14 protein-coding genes are annotated in these 15578 nt (G+C 59.6%); 3 read left to right on the top strand and 11 right to left on the bottom strand.

Annotated elements, in window-relative coordinates:
- Positions 1–18: 18 nt before the first annotated feature.
- From rpoD to rpsU, 3 genes are all read right to left on the bottom strand, one after another.
- Complete coding sequence (gene rpoD, locus LOY31_RS26525; protein ID WP_007959889.1) at positions 19–1866, bottom strand: RNA polymerase sigma factor RpoD; 1848 nt, start codon at positions 1864–1866, stop codon at positions 19–21.
- Positions 1867–1933: 67 nt separating this feature from the next.
- A complete protein-coding gene (gene dnaG, locus LOY31_RS26520) occupies positions 1934–3901 on the bottom strand; it encodes a DNA primase (protein ID WP_221534126.1) in 1968 nt (655 codons plus the stop codon).
- A 480-nt stretch (positions 3902–4381) separates the two neighbouring features.
- Complete coding sequence (gene rpsU / locus LOY31_RS26515; protein ID WP_002551877.1) at positions 4382–4597, bottom strand: 30S ribosomal protein S21; 216 nt, start codon at positions 4595–4597, stop codon at positions 4382–4384.
- 199 nt (positions 4598–4796) lie between these two features.
- Here rpsU and tsaD point away from each other — a divergent pair, with 199 nt between their 5' ends.
- Positions 4797–5822: a tRNA (adenosine(37)-N6)-threonylcarbamoyltransferase complex transferase subunit TsaD gene (tsaD, locus tag LOY31_RS26510; RefSeq protein WP_039768071.1), complete on the top strand. Its 1026-nt coding sequence runs from the start codon at positions 4797–4799 to the stop codon at positions 5820–5822.
- A 23-nt stretch (positions 5823–5845) separates the two neighbouring features.
- Here tsaD and plsY read toward each other — a convergent pair whose 3' ends face one another.
- Entirely contained in the window at positions 5846–6415 is a 570-nt protein-coding gene (gene plsY / locus LOY31_RS26505; protein ID WP_127800228.1) for a glycerol-3-phosphate 1-O-acyltransferase PlsY, read from the bottom strand.
- A gap of 74 nt (positions 6416–6489) precedes the next feature.
- On the opposite strand from plsY, the gene folB reads away from it, so the two are divergent.
- Positions 6490–6846, top strand: coding sequence for a dihydroneopterin aldolase (folB, locus tag LOY31_RS26500; protein WP_011336216.1), 357 nt, complete (start codon positions 6490–6492; stop codon positions 6844–6846).
- Positions 6837–7355: a 2-amino-4-hydroxy-6-hydroxymethyldihydropteridine diphosphokinase gene (folK, locus tag LOY31_RS26495; protein WP_007959899.1), complete on the top strand. Its 519-nt coding sequence runs from the start codon at positions 6837–6839 to the stop codon at positions 7353–7355. Before folB ends, folK begins: the two co-directional genes overlap by 10 nt.
- Positions 7356–7394: 39 nt before the next feature.
- Here the strand turns inward: folK and LOY31_RS26490 are convergent, their stop codons facing one another.
- The 7 genes from LOY31_RS26490 to apaG form a co-directional block, all read right to left on the bottom strand.
- On the bottom strand, positions 7395–8624 hold the full coding sequence (locus LOY31_RS26490; protein WP_221534128.1) for a multifunctional CCA addition/repair protein: 1230 nt from the start codon (positions 8622–8624) through the stop codon (positions 7395–7397).
- Between the two features lie 63 nt (positions 8625–8687).
- Positions 8688–10259 carry a SpoVR family protein gene (locus LOY31_RS26485; RefSeq protein ID WP_007959904.1) on the bottom strand — a complete coding sequence of 524 codons (1572 nt, stop codon included), beginning with the start codon at positions 10257–10259 and terminating at the stop codon, positions 8688–8690.
- Positions 10256–11527, bottom strand: coding sequence for a YeaH/YhbH family protein (locus LOY31_RS26480; protein ID WP_007959907.1), 1272 nt, complete (start codon positions 11525–11527; stop codon positions 10256–10258). The genes LOY31_RS26485 and LOY31_RS26480 overlap by 4 nt, the downstream gene beginning before the upstream one ends.
- Positions 11528–11732: 205 nt before the next feature.
- Complete coding sequence (locus tag LOY31_RS26475; protein WP_007959909.1) at positions 11733–13655, bottom strand: PrkA family serine protein kinase; 1923 nt, start codon at positions 13653–13655, stop codon at positions 11733–11735.
- Between the two features lie 297 nt (positions 13656–13952).
- A complete protein-coding gene (gene glpE / locus LOY31_RS26470; RefSeq protein WP_007959911.1) occupies positions 13953–14282 on the bottom strand; it encodes a thiosulfate sulfurtransferase GlpE in 330 nt (109 codons plus the stop codon).
- 33 nt (positions 14283–14315) lie between these two features.
- Entirely contained in the window at positions 14316–15197 is an 882-nt protein-coding gene (locus LOY31_RS26465) for a symmetrical bis(5'-nucleosyl)-tetraphosphatase (protein ID WP_007959914.1), read from the bottom strand.
- Positions 15197–15577, bottom strand: coding sequence for a Co2+/Mg2+ efflux protein ApaG (apaG, locus tag LOY31_RS26460; RefSeq protein WP_064380341.1), 381 nt, complete (start codon positions 15575–15577; stop codon positions 15197–15199). Before apaG ends, LOY31_RS26465 begins: the two co-directional genes overlap by 1 nt.
- Position 15578: the final 1 nt, after the last annotated feature.

Here is a 15578-nt window from a genome sequence, read left to right as displayed (position 1 = left end):
GGGCCGGGGGTTCTGGTATCACTCGTCGAGGAAGGAGCGCAGATGCTCGCTTCGCGTCGGGTGGCGCAGCTTGCGCAGCGCCTTGGCTTCGATCTGACGGATCCGCTCACGGGTCACGTCAAACTGTTTGCCGACTTCTTCGAGCGTATGGTCGGTGTTCATGTCGATACCGAAACGCATGCGCAGTACCTTGGCTTCACGGGCAGTAAGGCCGGACAGCACTTCGCGGGTCGCTTCTTTCAGGCTCTCAACAGTGGCGACATCGATTGGCGACTGCATGGTCGAGTCTTCGATGAAGTCACCCAGATGGGAGTCTTCGTCATCACCGATCGGGGTTTCCATGGAGATCGGCTCTTTGGCGATCTTCAATACCTTGCGGATCTTGTCCTCAGGCATTTCCATGCGTTCACCCAGCTCTTCCGGGGTCGGTTCGCGACCCATTTCCTGCAGCATCTGGCGGGAAATACGGTTGAGCTTGTTGATCGTCTCGATCATGTGCACCGGAATACGGATGGTGCGGGCCTGGTCGGCGATCGAGCGAGTGATCGCCTGACGGATCCACCAGGTGGCATAAGTCGAGAACTTGTAACCACGACGGTATTCGAACTTGTCCACCGCTTTCATCAGACCGATGTTGCCTTCCTGGATCAGATCGAGGAATTGCAGGCCGCGGTTGGTGTACTTCTTGGCGATGGAGATCACCAGACGCAAGTTCGCTTCAACCATCTCTTTCTTCGCGCGGCGGGCTTTCGCCTCACCGATCGACATGCGACGGTTGATGTCCTTGATCTCGGCGATGGTCAGGCCGGTCTCGGTTTCCAGCGCGGTCAGCTTCTGCTGGCAACGGATGATGTCCGGTTGCACGCGGGCAATGGCTTCGGCGTACTTGCTCTTGCCTTTGGCCAGGGCGTCGGACCAGCTTTCGTCGACTTCGTTGCCAGGGAACTGACGCAGGAAGTCAGCGCGTGGCATACGTGCATCACGTACGCACAGTTGCATGATCGCGCGCTCTTGCTGACGCAGACGATCCAGGGCACTGCGAACACGCTCGACCAGGGCTTCGAATTGCTTCGGCACCAGTTTGATCGGCATGAACAGCTCGGCCAGGGCCAACAGTTCGGCAATCGCCGCCTTGTTGTTGCGACCGTGCTTTTTCAGGGCCTTGCGGGTGATTTCCATCTGATCGGCCACGGCGCCGAAGCGCTGTGCGGCAATGACCGGATCCGGACCGCTTTCGGCTTCTTCTTCGTCATCGGAAGCTTCGGCGTCATCGTCCTCGGAATCGTCGTCCGCTTTCGCGGCTTTCGCGTCGATCGGTGGCGGGACTTCGGCGGCAGGCGGCGTGATGCCGTCGTCCGGGTCGATGTAACCGCTCAGAACGTCGGACAGGCGACCACCTTCGGTGGTGACGCGAGTGTACTCGGAGAGAATATGGTCAACCGTGCCAGGGAAGTGCGCGATGGCGCTCATCACTTCACGGATGCCTTCTTCGATACGCTTGGCGATTTCGATTTCGCCTTCACGAGTCAGAAGCTCGACCGTACCCATTTCACGCATGTACATGCGCACCGGGTCAGTGGTGCGACCGATATCGGTCTCCACCGCCGCCAACGCAGCGGCTGCTTCTTCCGCAGCGGCCTCGTCGGTATCGGCGTCGGCCAGCATAAGGGCGTCCGCATCCGGAGCACTCTCGTGTACGGGGATCCCCATGTCGTTAATCATGCGGATGATGTCTTCCACCTGCTCCGGATCTGAAATATCCTCGGGCAGGTGGTCGTTGACCTCGGCGTAAGTCAGATACTTCTGCTCACGACCCAGTTTGATCAACTCAATAATACGAGACTGCTGTTGCGCTTTTCCGGACATAACACCCTATCCACTGAAGGTCTTGGCGGGCAAAAAACAAGCCGAGGATTATACCTGAGCTATGACCTCACGCGCCAGTTGAGGTCGGGTTTGATGCGGAAACATTGCGACTTAAAAGGTCGCGCAGTTGATTTTTCTCATCGGTGCTCAGTTCGCTTTGACGCGCTTTCCTGAGCAGTTGCTCCAGGTTTCGCTCGCGTTGGCGGGCTGACAAGCTAGTAATGGTGTCGAAAAACTGTTGTTCAAGGTTGTCTCCGTCAATCAGCCATTCCTTTTCCGCCAGCGCCTTGAGCAGGCGACCCTGTTCGGTTCCGTGCCATCGCGCGATCAACTGAAATGAGTTTAGCTTGGGATTCTTCTGTACGGCTTCGAGCAGTGCCACCAGCAGCTGTGCGTTGGTCTGGTTCTCGTCCGCGAAGTGCCCGGCGTCCTCGACTTTTTCCGCCAGTTGCGGGTGATGCAGCAAGGTTCTCAGGGCGGCCAGGGTCGGTGGTTCGACGGCGGCCGGCACGCGTGGGGCACGGGGCTGGTCGCGATCACCGCCACGCTTGCCATTCTTGTCCCACGGTTTCTTGTCCCATTTCTTGCCGCCGGCGCCGGATTTCTTCGGCGTCCATTCCTGCTGCGGTACATACATGTCCTGTGCCTGCGGCTGATGGTAGTCGCTGTAGTCCGGCATGGCGTCGTAATCGATGCCCGGGTCGTAGGCCGGCGGTGCTTCCTGCGGAGCGCTCTGGGCCAGCTGGCTGACGCTTTCGCTGCTCAGGCCGGTGATCTCGGACAGGCGCTGGCGCATCAGGATGCGCAGGTTGGCGCCGGGAACCTTGTCGATCAGTGGTGCTGCGAGGGTGGCCATGTGGGCCTTGCCCTCGAGAGAGCGCGGGTCGGCTTCTTCGGTCAGTTGCTGGAAGAAGTAGTCCGCAAGCGGCTGGGCATGCTGATTGATCCGGGCGCGGAAGGCGTCAGTGCCCTCGGCGCGAATCAACGTATCCGGGTCTTCGCCTTCGGGCAGAAACAGGAAGCGTGCACGGCGACCGTCCTGCAGGCAGGGCAGTGTGGCTTCCAGTGCGCGCCAGGCGGCATTGCGGCCAGCCTGGTCGCCGTCAAAGCAAAACAGTACGTTCGGCACGACGCGAAACAGGCGCTTGAGGTGTTCTTCGCTGGTCGCGGTGCCCAGTGTCGCGACGGCATTGCGCAGGCCTTGCTGGGCGAGGGCGATGACGTCCATATAGCCCTCGACGACGATGATTTCGTCGAGGTTGCGATTGTTCTTGCGGGCTTCGTACAGGCCGTAGAGTTCCTGGCCTTTATGGAAGACCGGGGTTTCCGGCGAGTTCAGGTACTTTGGCTTGTCGTCGCCGAGCACTCGGCCACCGAATGCGATGATTCGTCCACGGGTGTCGCGAATCGGGAACATCACGCGATCGCGGAAGCGGTCATAGCGTTTGCCGGTTTCGGCGTTCTCGATCAGCAGGCCGGCGTCGATCATGGCTTTCTGCTGCAAGGTGTCGCTGCTCAAGTGTTTGAACAGGTTGTCCCAGCCCGGCGGTGCGAATCCGAGACCGAAGTCCCGGGCGATTTCGCCGGTCAGGCCGCGACCCTTGAGGTAATCCACTGCTGCCTTGCGTGCCGGATGGCTCTTGAGCGCCTGCCGGTAAAAGTCGGCAGCGGCGGTGAGCAGCGGGTACAGCGGTGAATCGGTCGGCTGGCGCGGTTTGTTCGAGCGGCCGCCTTCTTCACGCGGCACTTCCATACCGGCGGCTTTGGCCAGATCTTCGACAGCCTGGGGGAAGTCCAGGTTGTCGTGATCCATGAGAAAGCCGAGGGCGTTGCCGCCGGCGCCGCAGCCGAAGCAGTAATAGAACTGCTTGTCGGGGCTGACGCTGAACGACGGGGTTTTCTCTTTATGGAACGGGCAGCAGGCGGTGTAGTTCTTGCCGGCCTTCTTCAATTGCACGCGCGAGCTGACCACATCGACGATGTCGGTGCGGTTCAGAAGGTCGTCAATGAAGCTCTGGGGAATCAGCCCGGCCATGGCGTTCTCGTCTGCGCTGTAATGGATCCGATGCGAAAGGCAGCCGGACGCGGGTCATTGAGTGATGCGCGCACGTGAGGCGGCTCGACCGGTGTCGTTTGCGTAATCGCTGTCGGGAAGTGTATCTGCCGAAAATCCACTGACGTTAGTACTCATCAGTTTTCGACTATTCGAAAATGTTGCGCTGAATCCGCTGACGGCCTGTAATCGGCCTCGGATAGCTCATGAAGCGGGCACGCAAGCAGGTGCCTTGGGCTGATCGTCGTAAGAGGAATCAGTGGGTGTGCTCGTCAGTAGCCTTGAAAGGCTCGTCAGAAAAGACGTGCACCGCTGGCAAAAGAGCCAGGCCTGACGCGGTGAAGCGGGTTTGTCTCGGTCGCATCTGCGGCTTCGACGGTGAAGCATCAAGCGTTTTACGCAAATGCCATTAGCCCGGCTGAGGGCCGGGCTTGGCAGAAGCTTGCTACGATCGTCTGTGTATTAGTACAGACGAACGGCGCGGCGCTGTTCGCGCTGAACTTTCTTGGCGTGACGCTTAACAGCAGCAGCTGCCTTGCGCTTACGCTCAGAAGTTGGCTTCTCGTAAAATTCGCGGCTACGAACTTCAGCCAGTACACCGGCTTTTTCGCAGGAGCGCTTGAAACGACGCAGAGCTACGTCGAAGGGTTCGTTCTCTTTAACTTTGACGGCTGGCATCCAGAGCTACCTTCATTCATTACCGGGGTCAACATCCTCGCGGCAAAAGAGCACTTGAAGACGTCGGTTTTTAAGGGTTGCGGATGTTAACCCCTCATCGCTCGGAATGCAAAGCCTCTGATCGAAAACCGCTGGTCGGGGCATCACGCGGCGACTATTATGCGCGCCTTCGAATTCAGCCTAAACAAGGCGCAAACCCATGCTAGTACTGGGATTAGAAACTTCCTGCGACGAAACCGGCGTCGCTTTGTACGACAGCGAACGCGGCCTGCTGGCCGACGCGCTGTTCAGTCAGATCGACCTGCACCGCGTCTATGGCGGCGTGGTACCGGAGCTGGCCTCGCGCGACCACGTCAAGCGCATGCTGCCCCTGATCCGTCAGGTGTTGGCCGAGGCCGACTGCGTACCGACCGAGATCGACGCCATCGCCTACACTGCGGGTCCCGGCCTGGTCGGCGCGCTGTTGGTGGGGGCTTCCTGCGCCCAGGCGCTGGCGTTTGCCTGGGGCATTCCGGCCCTTGGCGTGCACCACATGGAAGGCCACTTGCTGGCGCCGATGCTGGAGCCAAAACCGCCGGAATTCCCGTTCGTCGCTTTGTTGGTCTCCGGTGGTCATACGCAGCTGGTTCAGGTCGATGGCATCGGCCAATACAGCCTGCTCGGCGAGACGCTGGACGATGCGGCGGGCGAAGCTTTCGACAAGACTGCAAAAATGATGGGCCTGAATTATCCGGGCGGGCCGGAAATCGCCAAGCTGGCAGAGAAGGGCGTCGCAGGACGTTTCACCTTCCCGCGTCCGATGTGTGATCGCCCGGGCCTGGATTTCAGCTTCAGCGGCCTGAAGACCTTCGCCCTCAATACCTGGCAGCAATGCGTCAGCGCCGGGGACGACAGTGAGCAAGCCCGTTGCGACATCGCGCTGGCGTTCCAGCAGGCCGTGGTGGAGACTTTGACCATCAAGTGCAAGCGTGCCCTCAAGCAGGCCGGCATGAAGCGTCTGGTGATCGCCGGCGGCGTCAGTGCCAACAAGGCGCTGCGTGTTTCGCTGGAGAAGATGCTCGGCGACATGAAAGGCGATGTGTTCTATGCCCGTCCCGAGTTTTGCACCGATAACGGCGCGATGATTGCGTTTGCCGGCTGCCAGCGTTTGCAGGCTGGTCAGCAGGAAAGTCTGGCGATCAGCGTGCAGGCGCGCTGGCCGATGGAGCAGTTGTCGGCGCTGTGATGAGCGGCGCTCACGTGCGGTATTTAAAAATGCCGTTCGCGCCCGGCGAACAGGTCGCGTAGATTGCCCCGGTGGCGCCAGACGATCAGCAGTGTCAGCGTGCTCATCGGTAACAGCGCCGCCGGTTCCTGCCAGGCCAGCAACGGCAGGGTCAGCGGAGTGGCGATCAACGCCGCCAGCGAGCTGGTGCGGGTCAGGTAGAACGTCAGCAGCCAGGCGCACACGGCCAGCAGCGCGGCGGGTGGATACAGGCCCAGCAGCATGCCGGCCGCCGTGGCAACGCCCTTGCCACCGCGAAAGCGGAAGTACAACGGGAACAGGTGACCGATCACGGCGCAGACGCCGATCCACGCCTGATCCTGCAGCGAAATGCCCATTGCCGAAGCGATCAGCACCGGCAGCAGGCCTTTGCACAGATCACCCAGCAGGGTCAGGATCGCGAGTTTGCGTCCGGCCAGGCGCAGCATGTTGGTGGCGCCGGCATTACCCGAGCCACTCATTCGCGGATCCGGATTTCCGGTCAGGCGGCTGAGCAAAATGGCGAAGGACAGAGAGCCGAGCAGGTAGGCGAGGATCGCCAGTAACCAAAACATGCTAACTATTCCGGGCGAGGACGCCCTGATTCTAACGGCGCATTGCGCCCTTGTCGTGCAGCGGAGAAAAGTGCTTGGACAGAGTGTTTATCGAGGGCCTGGAAGTCGACACCGTGATCGGTGCCTACGACTGGGAGCGCGGCATCCGACAGTGCCTGCGTCTTGATTTGAGCTTCGCCTGGGACAATCGCCCGGCCGCCGCCGGTGACGACCTGACCCTGGCGCTCGATTACGCCAGTGTGTCCACACGGATCCAGGCCTTTGCCGAGCAATCCCAGTATCAACTGGTCGAGACCTTCGCCGAGCGTCTGGTTGAAGTGCTGATGAATGAATTCAAGATCACCTGGGTGCGCCTGAAGCTGACCAAGCCAGGTGCCGTACCGGCCGCCAAGGGTGGTGTGGGTGTGGAGATCGAGCGCGGATGCCGCTGACCCAGGTCTATCTCGGGCTCGGTAGCAATATCGAGCGCGAAACCCATTTGCAGGCCGGTCTGGATGCCTTGTCCACGTTTCTGGTGGATATCCGCTGTTCGCCTGTGTTCGAAAGCCAGCCGGTGGGAATCAAGAGCGGGCCGTTCTTCAACTTCGTGGTGTCGGCGTTCACCGATCTGCCGTTGATTGAGCTGGATCGCCGCTTGAAGTTCATTGAAGCGGACAACGGTCGTTATGCGCCGGATCGCAAGGGCTTGCCGCTGGATATTGACGTGTTGCTGTACGGCGATCTGGCGGGTAACTTCGACGGGCTGATCCTGCCTCGTGCGGAAATCCTGAAAAATGCCTTTGTGCTGTGGCCGCTGTCTTTGATTGCACCGGATCGGGTACATCCCGGTGTAGGAAAAAGCTTTGCCACGTTGTGGGCCGAAGCGCAGATCGATCAGGTGCTGGCACCGGTCGGATTTGAGTGGCGCGGTACTCAGCTCACGCCTTCAGATCTGTCTTGAACAGTTTGATCCGCCCTATCGAGGGCGGATCAGGTGTTTTCAGGACGCCGCCGACTCCTTGTAAACCTTCAACGCCTTGAGCCGTTCGCGCTTGAGTGCCTCGCCCAGTTCCGGGCCTTTGAATCCCTTTTCCAGCAACGGCTGCACCGCCACGCCGCGTGCCACATTGGCCGCCCCGCGCAGGTAATCCGCCTGTGGATAACTGCGTTGCTCGAGCCCTTTGCGGCCTCGGGCGTCCATCTCACACGCGACGATGAATTCTTCGAAACGCTGCGGACGACGGTAAACGTCAAAGCTTTGCAGCAACTCCAGCAAGGTCGAAGCCTTCAGCTCCAGAGCGCGATGTCCGTGGGTGTGATATTGGCCGACCAGCAAGGCCAGCTCCTGACAGTCCTTCGGTGCCTTGAAGCGCTCGTTGACCGCTTTGATCAGCTTCAGGCCTTTGTGCTCATGGGCGATGTGCCTTGGCCATTCCTCCTTTGGAGTCAGGCCTTTGCCGAGGTCGTGCAGCAGGCAGGCCCAGCGCACGGTCAGCGGTTGATTGTGCAGGGCTGACTGCTCAAGCACGCTCAGGGTGTGAATGCCGCTGTCGATTTCCGGGTGATGGGCTTCCGGTTGCGGCACGCCGAACAAGGCATCGACCTCTGGCATCAGCACCTTCAAGGCGCCGCAATCGCGCAGTACTTGAATGAACACTTGGGGCTGATCTTCCATCAGTGCGCGGGAAATCTCCTTCCAGCTACGTTCGGCCGTAAGGGCTTCCAGTTCACCCGATTCGCAGAGCTGACGCATCAGCTCCAGAGTTTCGGGCGCCACCTTGAAACCAAGCTCTGCGTAGCGGGCGGCAAAGCGCGCAACACGCAGAACCCTGAGCGGATCTTCGGCAAACGCGGGGGAAACGTGGCGTAGAATCCGCTCTTCGAGATCGCGCTGGCCGTGGTAGGGATCGGTCAGATTTTGCTGATCGTCTTCGGCCATGGCGTTGATCGTGAGGTCACGGCGGATCAGGTCTTCTTCAAGCGTGACCTCGGGGCTGGCGTGAAAGGTGAAACCGCCATAACCGCGACCGCTCTTGCGCTCGGTGCGGGCGAGGGCGTATTCCTCGCCGCTTTTCGGGTGAAGAAACACCGGGAAATCCGCGCCGACCGGGCGAAATCCCTTGGCGAGCATTTCTTCTGTGGTTGCGCCGACCACCACCCAATCGATATCGGTGACCGGTTTGCCCAGCAGGCGATCACGTACTGCACCGCCGACCTTGTAAATCTGCATAAAAAACCTCCGTTGGCCCGACAGGATAACCCTTGCGCCGGACTTTCGGAGGCCTGAACGGGATCAAAGATGAATGACGGCCAGGTCGAGTCGACCGTAATCCCCCTCACTGTGTTCGCTGCGGGGTGGAACATGATGGGTCTTCATGATCTGGTCGCCCTGCAGGGTTTCCAGGTGAATGTCGAAACCCCACAGCCGATGCAGGTGTTTCAGAACCTCCTCGGTGGAATCGCCCAGCGGTTTGCGGTCGTGCTGCTGGTGGCGCAGGGTCAGTGAGCGATCGCCGCGGCGGTCGATGCTGTAAATCTGCACGTTCGGTTCGCGATTGCCGAGGTTGTATTGCGCTGCGAGCGTTTCGCGAATGATCCGGTAGCCGCCCTCGTCATGGATCGCGGGCACCAGCAGATCGTCTTTCTGATCGTCATCGAGAATGCTGAACAGCTTAAGGTCGCGGATCACCTTGGGTGACAGGTACTGCAGGATGAAACTCTCATCCTTGAAGCTGCTCATGGCGAACTTGATGGTCGACAGCCAGTCGCTGCCGGCGATTTCCGGGAACCAGCGGCGGTCTTCTTCCGTGGGCTCTTCGCACATGCGGCGGATGTCGCGATACATCGCAAAACCCAGCGCGTACGGGTTGATGCCGTTGTAATAAGGGCTGTCGAACCCCGGCTGGAACACCACGCTGGTGTGGGACGTCAGGAACTCCATCATGAAGCCGTCCGTCACCAGGCCTTCGTCGTACAGGTCGTTCATCAGCGTGTAGTGCCAGAACGTCGCCCAGCCTTCGTTCATCACCTGGGTCTGGCGCTGTGGATAGAAATACTGGGCGATCTTGCGCACGATCCGCACGATCTCGCGTTGCCAGGGTTCCAGCAGCGGGGCGTGTTTCTCGATGAAATACAGGATGTTTTCCTGTGGTTCAGCCGGGAAGCGCGCGTTGTCCTTGTCGCTGTACTTGTCCGCGCCTTTGGGAATGGTGCGCCACAGATCGTTGATCTGTTTCTGCAGGTGTTCTTCGCGATCCTTCTGCCGGCGCCGCTCTTCCTCGGCGGAAATCGGATACGGACGTTTGTAACGGTCGACACCGTAGTTCATCAGGGCGTGGCAGGAATCGAGCAGATCCTCCACGGCATCAATCCCGTGGCGCTCCTCGCACTGCATGATGTACTGCTTGGCGAACACCAGGTAATCGATGATCGAACTGGCGTCGGTCCAGGTGCGGAACAGATAGTTGCCCTTGAAGAAGCTGTTGTGGCCGTAGCAGGCATGCGCGACCACCAGTGCCTGCATGCAGATGGTGTTTTCCTCCATCAGGTACGCGATGCACGGGTCCGAGTTGATCACGATCTCGTACGCCAGCCCCATCTGCCCGCGGCTGTAGGATTTCTCGGTGCTGAGGAAGTGCTTGCCGTAGGACCAATGGTGATAGCCCAGCGGCATGCCGACCGAAGCGTAGGCGTCCATCATCTGTTCGGCGGTAATCACTTCGATCTGGTTGGGGTAGGTGTCCAGGGCGTAGCCGGCCGCGATACGGGCGATTTCGCGGTCGTACGTCTGGATCAGCTCGAATGTCCATTCCGAGCCGGTGGAAATGGGTTGGCGCTTCTGCTCTTTGGCGGTCTTGGCAGTCATGTCACTAACCTGCGCTGGAAGAGTTCACGGAAGACCGGATAGATATCCCCGGCCGAGACCAGTTGTTGCTGGGCAAAAGTGTCGGAAAAGGCTTCGGCGATGCGCTCGTACTCGTACCACAAGGCCTGATGTTCGCGCGGGGTGATCTCCACGTAAGTGTAGTACTGCACAAAAGGCATGATCTGGTTGATCAGGATGTCGCGGCAGATCGGCGAGTCGTCGTTCCAGTTGTCGCCGTCGGAAGCCTGGGCGGCGTAGATGTTCCATTCATTGCTCGGGTAGCGCTCGGCCATGATCTCCTGCATCAGTTTCAGGGCGCTGGAAACGATGGTGCCGCCGGTCTCGCGGGAATAGAAAAACTCCTCTTCGTCCACTTCGCGGGCGCTGGTGTGGTGGCGGATGAACACCACGTCGATCTTGTCGTAGTTGCGCTTGAGGAACAGGTACAACAGGATGAAGAAGCGCTTGGCGATGTCCTTGGTCGCCTGGGTCATGGAGCCGGAAACGTCCATCAGGCAGAACATCACGGCTTTCGAGCTGGGGTTCGGTTGCTTGATCAGCAGGTTGTACTTGAGGTCGAAAGTATCGAGGAACGGCACCCGATGGATGCGCGCACTGAGCTTCTCGATTTCCGCTTCGAGATCCTGAATGTCGCCGAAGTTGTCGGGTTCTTCGCGTTTGAGTCGCGCCAGTTCCTCTTTGACCTCGCGCAGTTTGGCGCGGCTGCTGCCCGATAGCGCAATACGCCGAGCGTGGGCCGAGCGCAGGGTGCGGATGATGTTGATCCGCGACGGGTTGCCCTCGTTGCTGATTCCCGCACGCACAGTCTTGAAGGTGTCGGTGCCGGTCAGGTTGCGCTTGACCAGGTTGGGCAGTTCGAGATCCTCGAACATGAATTCGAGGAATTCTTCCTGGGTGATCTGGAAGACGAACTCGTCCATGCCTTCGCCGGAGTTGCCGGCCTTGCCCGGCCCACGGCCTCCGCCACCTCCCGGCGGACGGGCGATGTGTTCGCCTGCGGTGAATTCCTTGTTGCCGGGGTGAACCACGGTCTGCTTGCCGCCGCGACCATGGTGAAGCACCGGTTCGTCGATATCGCGACCGGGAATGCTGATCTGCTCGCCGTGCTCCATATCAGTAATGGAACGCCGGCTGACCGCCTCTTCGACAGCCTTCTTGATGTGGTCACGGTAACGCCGCAGGAAGCGCTGACGGTTCACCGTGCTCTTGTTCTTGCCATTGAGACGTCGGTCGATCACATAGCTCATGACTGCTCCTTAGAAGCTGTCCTGCAAAGGGGCGAGCGGTCATGCAGCATTGAACCGAATGCCAAGGGACGTACACGCTCCCCCAAGCGCTTTGGGTGCTGCTTGAACCTCGCTACCGCCTTTCGAACACCTTCCAGAGGCCTGTGTAGCAGAAATTGCGCGCACAGGCCTCGGGCTGACGACAACCGGTCTGACCGGCCGCGGTTTACTGTGATTTTCTGACCCGCAGATACCACTCGGAGAGCAGTCGTACCTGTTTGTCGGTGTAGCCGCGTTCGACCATTCGTGTAACGAAGTCGTTGTGTTTCTGTTGATCCTCTTTGCTGGCCTTGGCGTTGAAGCTGATGACTGGCAGCAGGTCTTCGGTGTTCGAGAACATTTTCTTCTCGATGACCACACGCAGTTTTTCGTAGCTGAGCCAGGTCGGGTTCTTGCCGTTGTTGTTGGCCCGGGCGCGCAACACGAAGTTGACGATTTCGTTGCGGAAATCCTTCGGATTGCTGATGCCGGCCGGTTTCTCGATTTTTTCCAGCTCCTCGTTGAGGGCAACGCGGTTGAGGATCTCGCCGGTTTCCGGATCGCGGTATTCCTGATCCTGAATCCAGAAGTCCGCATACAGCACGTAGCGGTCGAAGATGTTCTGGCCGTACTCGCTGTAAGACTCGAGGTAGGCGGTCTGGATCTCCTTGCCGATGAATTCGATATAACGCGGTGCCAGGTACTCTTTCAGGTAACGCAGATAGCGCTCGCGGGTCTCGGCCTGGAACTGTTCCTGTTCGATCTGCTGTTCCAGCACGTAAAGCAGGTGTACCGGGTTGGCAGCGATTTCATGCGGATCAAAGTTGAAGACCTTGGACAGGATCTTGAACGCGAACCGGGTCGACAGACCGTTCATGCCTTCGTCGACGCCCGCCGCATCGCGGTATTCCTGGATCGACTTGGCCTTCGGATCGGTGTCCTTGAGGTTTTCGCCGTCATACACCCGCATCTTGGAGTAGATGTTGGAGTTTTCCGGCTCCTTCAGGCGTGACAGCACGGTGAACTGCGCCAGCATCTTCAGGGTGTCGGGCGCGCAATGCGCTTTGGCCAGGGAGCTGTTGAACAGCAGTTTGTCGTAGATTTTCACCTCGTCACTCACACGCAGGCAGTACGGCACCTTGACGATGTAGATCCGGTCGATGAAGGCTTCGTTGTTTTTGTTGTTGCGGAAGGTGTGCCACTCCGATTCGTTGGAGTGGGCCAGCAGGATCCCGGTGAACGGAATCGCGCCGAGACCTTCGGTACTGTTGTAGTTGCCTTCCTGAGTGGCGGTCAGCAACGGGTGGAGCACCTTGATCGGTGCCTTGAACATTTCTACGAATTCCATCAAGCCCTGGTTGGCCCGGCACAGCGCACCGGAGTAGCTGTAGGCGTCTGCGTCGTTCTGCGGGAATTCTTCGAGTTTGCGGATATCGACCTTGCCCACCAGCGCGGAGATGTCCTGGTTGTTTTCGTCACCCGGTTCGGTCTTGGCCACGGCGATCTGGTTGAGGATCGACGGGTACAGCTTGACCACGCGGAACTGGCTGATGTCGCCGCCGAATTCGGCCAGGCGCTTGGTGGCCCATGGCGACATGATGGTATTCAGGTAGCGCCGTGGAATGCCGAAGTCCTCCTCGAGGATCGCGCCATCTTCGGTGGCGTTGAACAGACCCAGAGGCGATTCGAATACCGGTGAGCCCTTGATCGCGTAGAAGGGCACTTTTTCGATGAGCTGTTTCAGCTTCTCGGCCAGGGACGACTTGCCGCCGCCGACAGGGCCGAGCAGATAGAGGATCTGTTTCTTCTCTTCCAGGCCCTGAGCGGCATGGCGGAAATACGACACGATCTGGTCGATGCATTCTTCCATCCCGTGGAAGTCTTCAAAGGCCGGATAGCGGCGGATCACCTTGTTGGAAAAGATGCGCGACAGTCTCGAGTTGGTCGAGGTGTCGAGCAGTTCCGGTTCGCCGATGGCCAGCAATAGACGCTCGGCGGCGGAAACGTAGGCACTGCGATCCTTTTTGCACAGTTCCAGGTACTCCTGCAGGGAGAATTCTTCCTGGCGTGTGGACTCGAAGCGTTGTTGGAAGTGGCTAAAGATACTCATGACGTCACCTCGCTCGATACGTGGAGCCGACGCCGGATCACTCAGTCGATGCTGGCAAGCAGCTGCGATGGCAGCTGTTGTTTACCCCCCAGAACACTTTCGCGATCGACAATCGCGAAAGTCACTCCCGATGACCCGTGCGCCGGTGTACCGGCTCTCCCCTGTTTTGGATGGCCTGGGCTTAAGGATAGTTGGGAATTCGGGAGGTAAAGGCGAGATACGTAATTAGTTGTGGCAGACCGTTCGTCTGCCACCGCGCGAGCCCACGGGAGCCGGGGCTTGCACGTTACAAAAAAATTATTCGGAGGTGCCTTGCGCGGTTTCCGAAGGAAAAGTCGTACGCCACAGTTCGAAGCCGCCGTCCATGCTGTAGACGTCGGAGAAGCCCTGGCTCACGAGATACGCGGCGGCACCCTGGCTCGAATTGCCGTGGTAGCAGACCACGACGGTCGGGGCATCGAGGTCGGCGCCCTGGATGAAAGCATGCAGGGAATGATTATCCAGATGCTTCGAGCCGCTGATGTGCAGTGCGGCAAATGTTGCCGGGTCACGGACGTCGACGACCACAGCACCTTGCTCGCGCAGGGCCTGGGCTTGTTCCGGGGGGATACGTTTGAATTCGCTCATGGCGGGCTCCTGTGGCTCGGCTGAAAACGCAGTCTAGCGCGGGGCGCTGACGGGAGAAGATTCGGTGATCAGTGGTGCGACGCTGGGCAGGACGGCCCCGTGTTCGTCGCATTTGCATGACAGGCGTTCGCCGCTGTCGACATTCATCAGGGTCAGGCTGCCGCCCCAGACGCAACCGGTGTCGAGGGCGCAGATGCCGGGTTCCTGGACGTTGCCTTCCAGCGCCGCCCAGTGACCGAAAATGATCCGCAGGCCACGGGTCTTGCGTTCCTTGTGCTGGAACCAGGGCTTGTAGCCCGGCGGCGCGGTGTCGAGGCCTTCCTTGCTCTTGAGGTCGAGCTTGCCTTCGGCGGTGCAGAAACGCATGCGGGTGAAGTAATTGGTGATGACTCGCAGGCGTGTCACGCCTTTGAGGTCGCTGTCCCATTTCGCCGGCTCGTTACCGTACATGCCGTCGAGAAAGGGTGGAAGCAGGTTGTCGTCACGCAGCGCGGTCTCGACTTCTTCAGCGTACTTGAGCGCCTTGCGCAGCGACCATTGCGGCGGGATGCCCGCATGCACCATGGCCACTTCGCGTTGTTCGTCGTAGTGCATGAGTTTCTGCTGACGCAGCCATTCCATCAGTTCGGCGCAGTCCGGCGCTTCAAGGATTTCACGCAGCGTGTCGGACTTCTTCATGCGCTCGATGTTCTTCGCCGCAGCCAGCAGGTGCAGGTCGTGGTTGCCGAGGACGCAGACCAGCGAGTCGCGCATGCCATAAAGGAAGCGCAGGGTTTCCAGCGACTGCGGGCCCCGATTGACCAGATCGCCCACCAGCCACAGGCGATCCAGAGCCGGGTCGAACGCGACCTGCTTGAGCAGGCACTTGAGTGGTTCGAGGCAGCCTTGCAGGTCGCCGACGGCATACGTCGCCATCAGTGCAGGGCTCCGGGAACGGCGAGGCGGAAGGGCTTGATGATCGCATCGAAATGCTTGCCGTCGTCGGCGACCATTTCGTAGGTGCCTTGCATGGTGCCGACCTTGGTAGTCATCACCGTGCCGCTGCTGTAGGTGTGGCTTTTGCCGGCACCGATCAACGGTTGCTGGCCAACCACGCCGGCGCCGCGCACTTCTTCGACATGCCCGTCGCCATCGGTGATCACCCAGTGGCGCGACATCAGGCGAGCCGGTTGCTCGCCATTGTTCTGCACGGTGATGGTGTAGGCGAAGGCAAAGCGCTCGTGCTCGGGTTGCGATTGGTCTGCCAGATAGTGGGTAACGACACTGACATCGACCTGGTAGCGAGGATCGGACATG

The organism is Pseudomonas sp. B21-021 (assembly GCF_024749205.1).
Classification (GTDB): Bacteria; Pseudomonadota; Gammaproteobacteria; order Pseudomonadales; family Pseudomonadaceae; genus Aquipseudomonas; species Aquipseudomonas paraglycinae.
Note: the sequence above shows the minus strand (reverse complement) of the source record. Positions and strands in the feature narration are given on the sequence as shown.

Bases quoted from the DNA above. Each gene is read 5' to 3' on its own strand.
- rpoD (WP_007959889.1), bottom strand. From the start codon at position 1,866: ATGTCCGGAAAAGCGCAACAGCAGTCTCGTATTATTGAGTTGATCAAA.
- dnaG (WP_221534126.1), bottom strand. From the start codon at position 3,901: ATGGCCGGGCTGATTCCCCAGAGCTTCATTGACGACCTTCTGAACCGC.
- rpsU (WP_002551877.1), bottom strand. From the start codon at position 4,597: ATGCCAGCCGTCAAAGTTAAAGAGAACGAACCCTTCGACGTAGCTCTG.
- tsaD (WP_039768071.1), top strand. From the start codon at position 4,797: ATGCTAGTACTGGGATTAGAAACTTCCTGCGACGAAACCGGCGTCGCT.
- plsY (WP_127800228.1), bottom strand. From the start codon at position 6,415: ATGTTTTGGTTACTGGCGATCCTCGCCTACCTGCTCGGCTCTCTGTCC.
- folK (WP_007959899.1), top strand. From the start codon at position 6,837: ATGCCGCTGACCCAGGTCTATCTCGGGCTCGGTAGCAATATCGAGCGC.
- LOY31_RS26490 (WP_221534128.1), bottom strand. From the start codon at position 8,624: ATGCAGATTTACAAGGTCGGCGGTGCAGTACGTGATCGCCTGCTGGGC.
- LOY31_RS26485 (WP_007959904.1), bottom strand. From the start codon at position 10,259: ATGACTGCCAAGACCGCCAAAGAGCAGAAGCGCCAACCCATTTCCACC.
- LOY31_RS26480 (WP_007959907.1), bottom strand. From the start codon at position 11,527: ATGAGCTATGTGATCGACCGACGTCTCAATGGCAAGAACAAGAGCACG.
- LOY31_RS26475 (WP_007959909.1), bottom strand. From the start codon at position 13,655: ATGAGTATCTTTAGCCACTTCCAACAACGCTTCGAGTCCACACGCCAG.
- glpE (WP_007959911.1), bottom strand. From the start codon at position 14,282: ATGAGCGAATTCAAACGTATCCCCCCGGAACAAGCCCAGGCCCTGCGC.
- LOY31_RS26465 (WP_007959914.1), bottom strand. From the start codon at position 15,197: ATGGCGACGTATGCCGTCGGCGACCTGCAAGGCTGCCTCGAACCACTC.
- apaG (WP_064380341.1), bottom strand. From the start codon at position 15,577: ATGTCCGATCCTCGCTACCAGGTCGATGTCAGTGTCGTTACCCACTAT.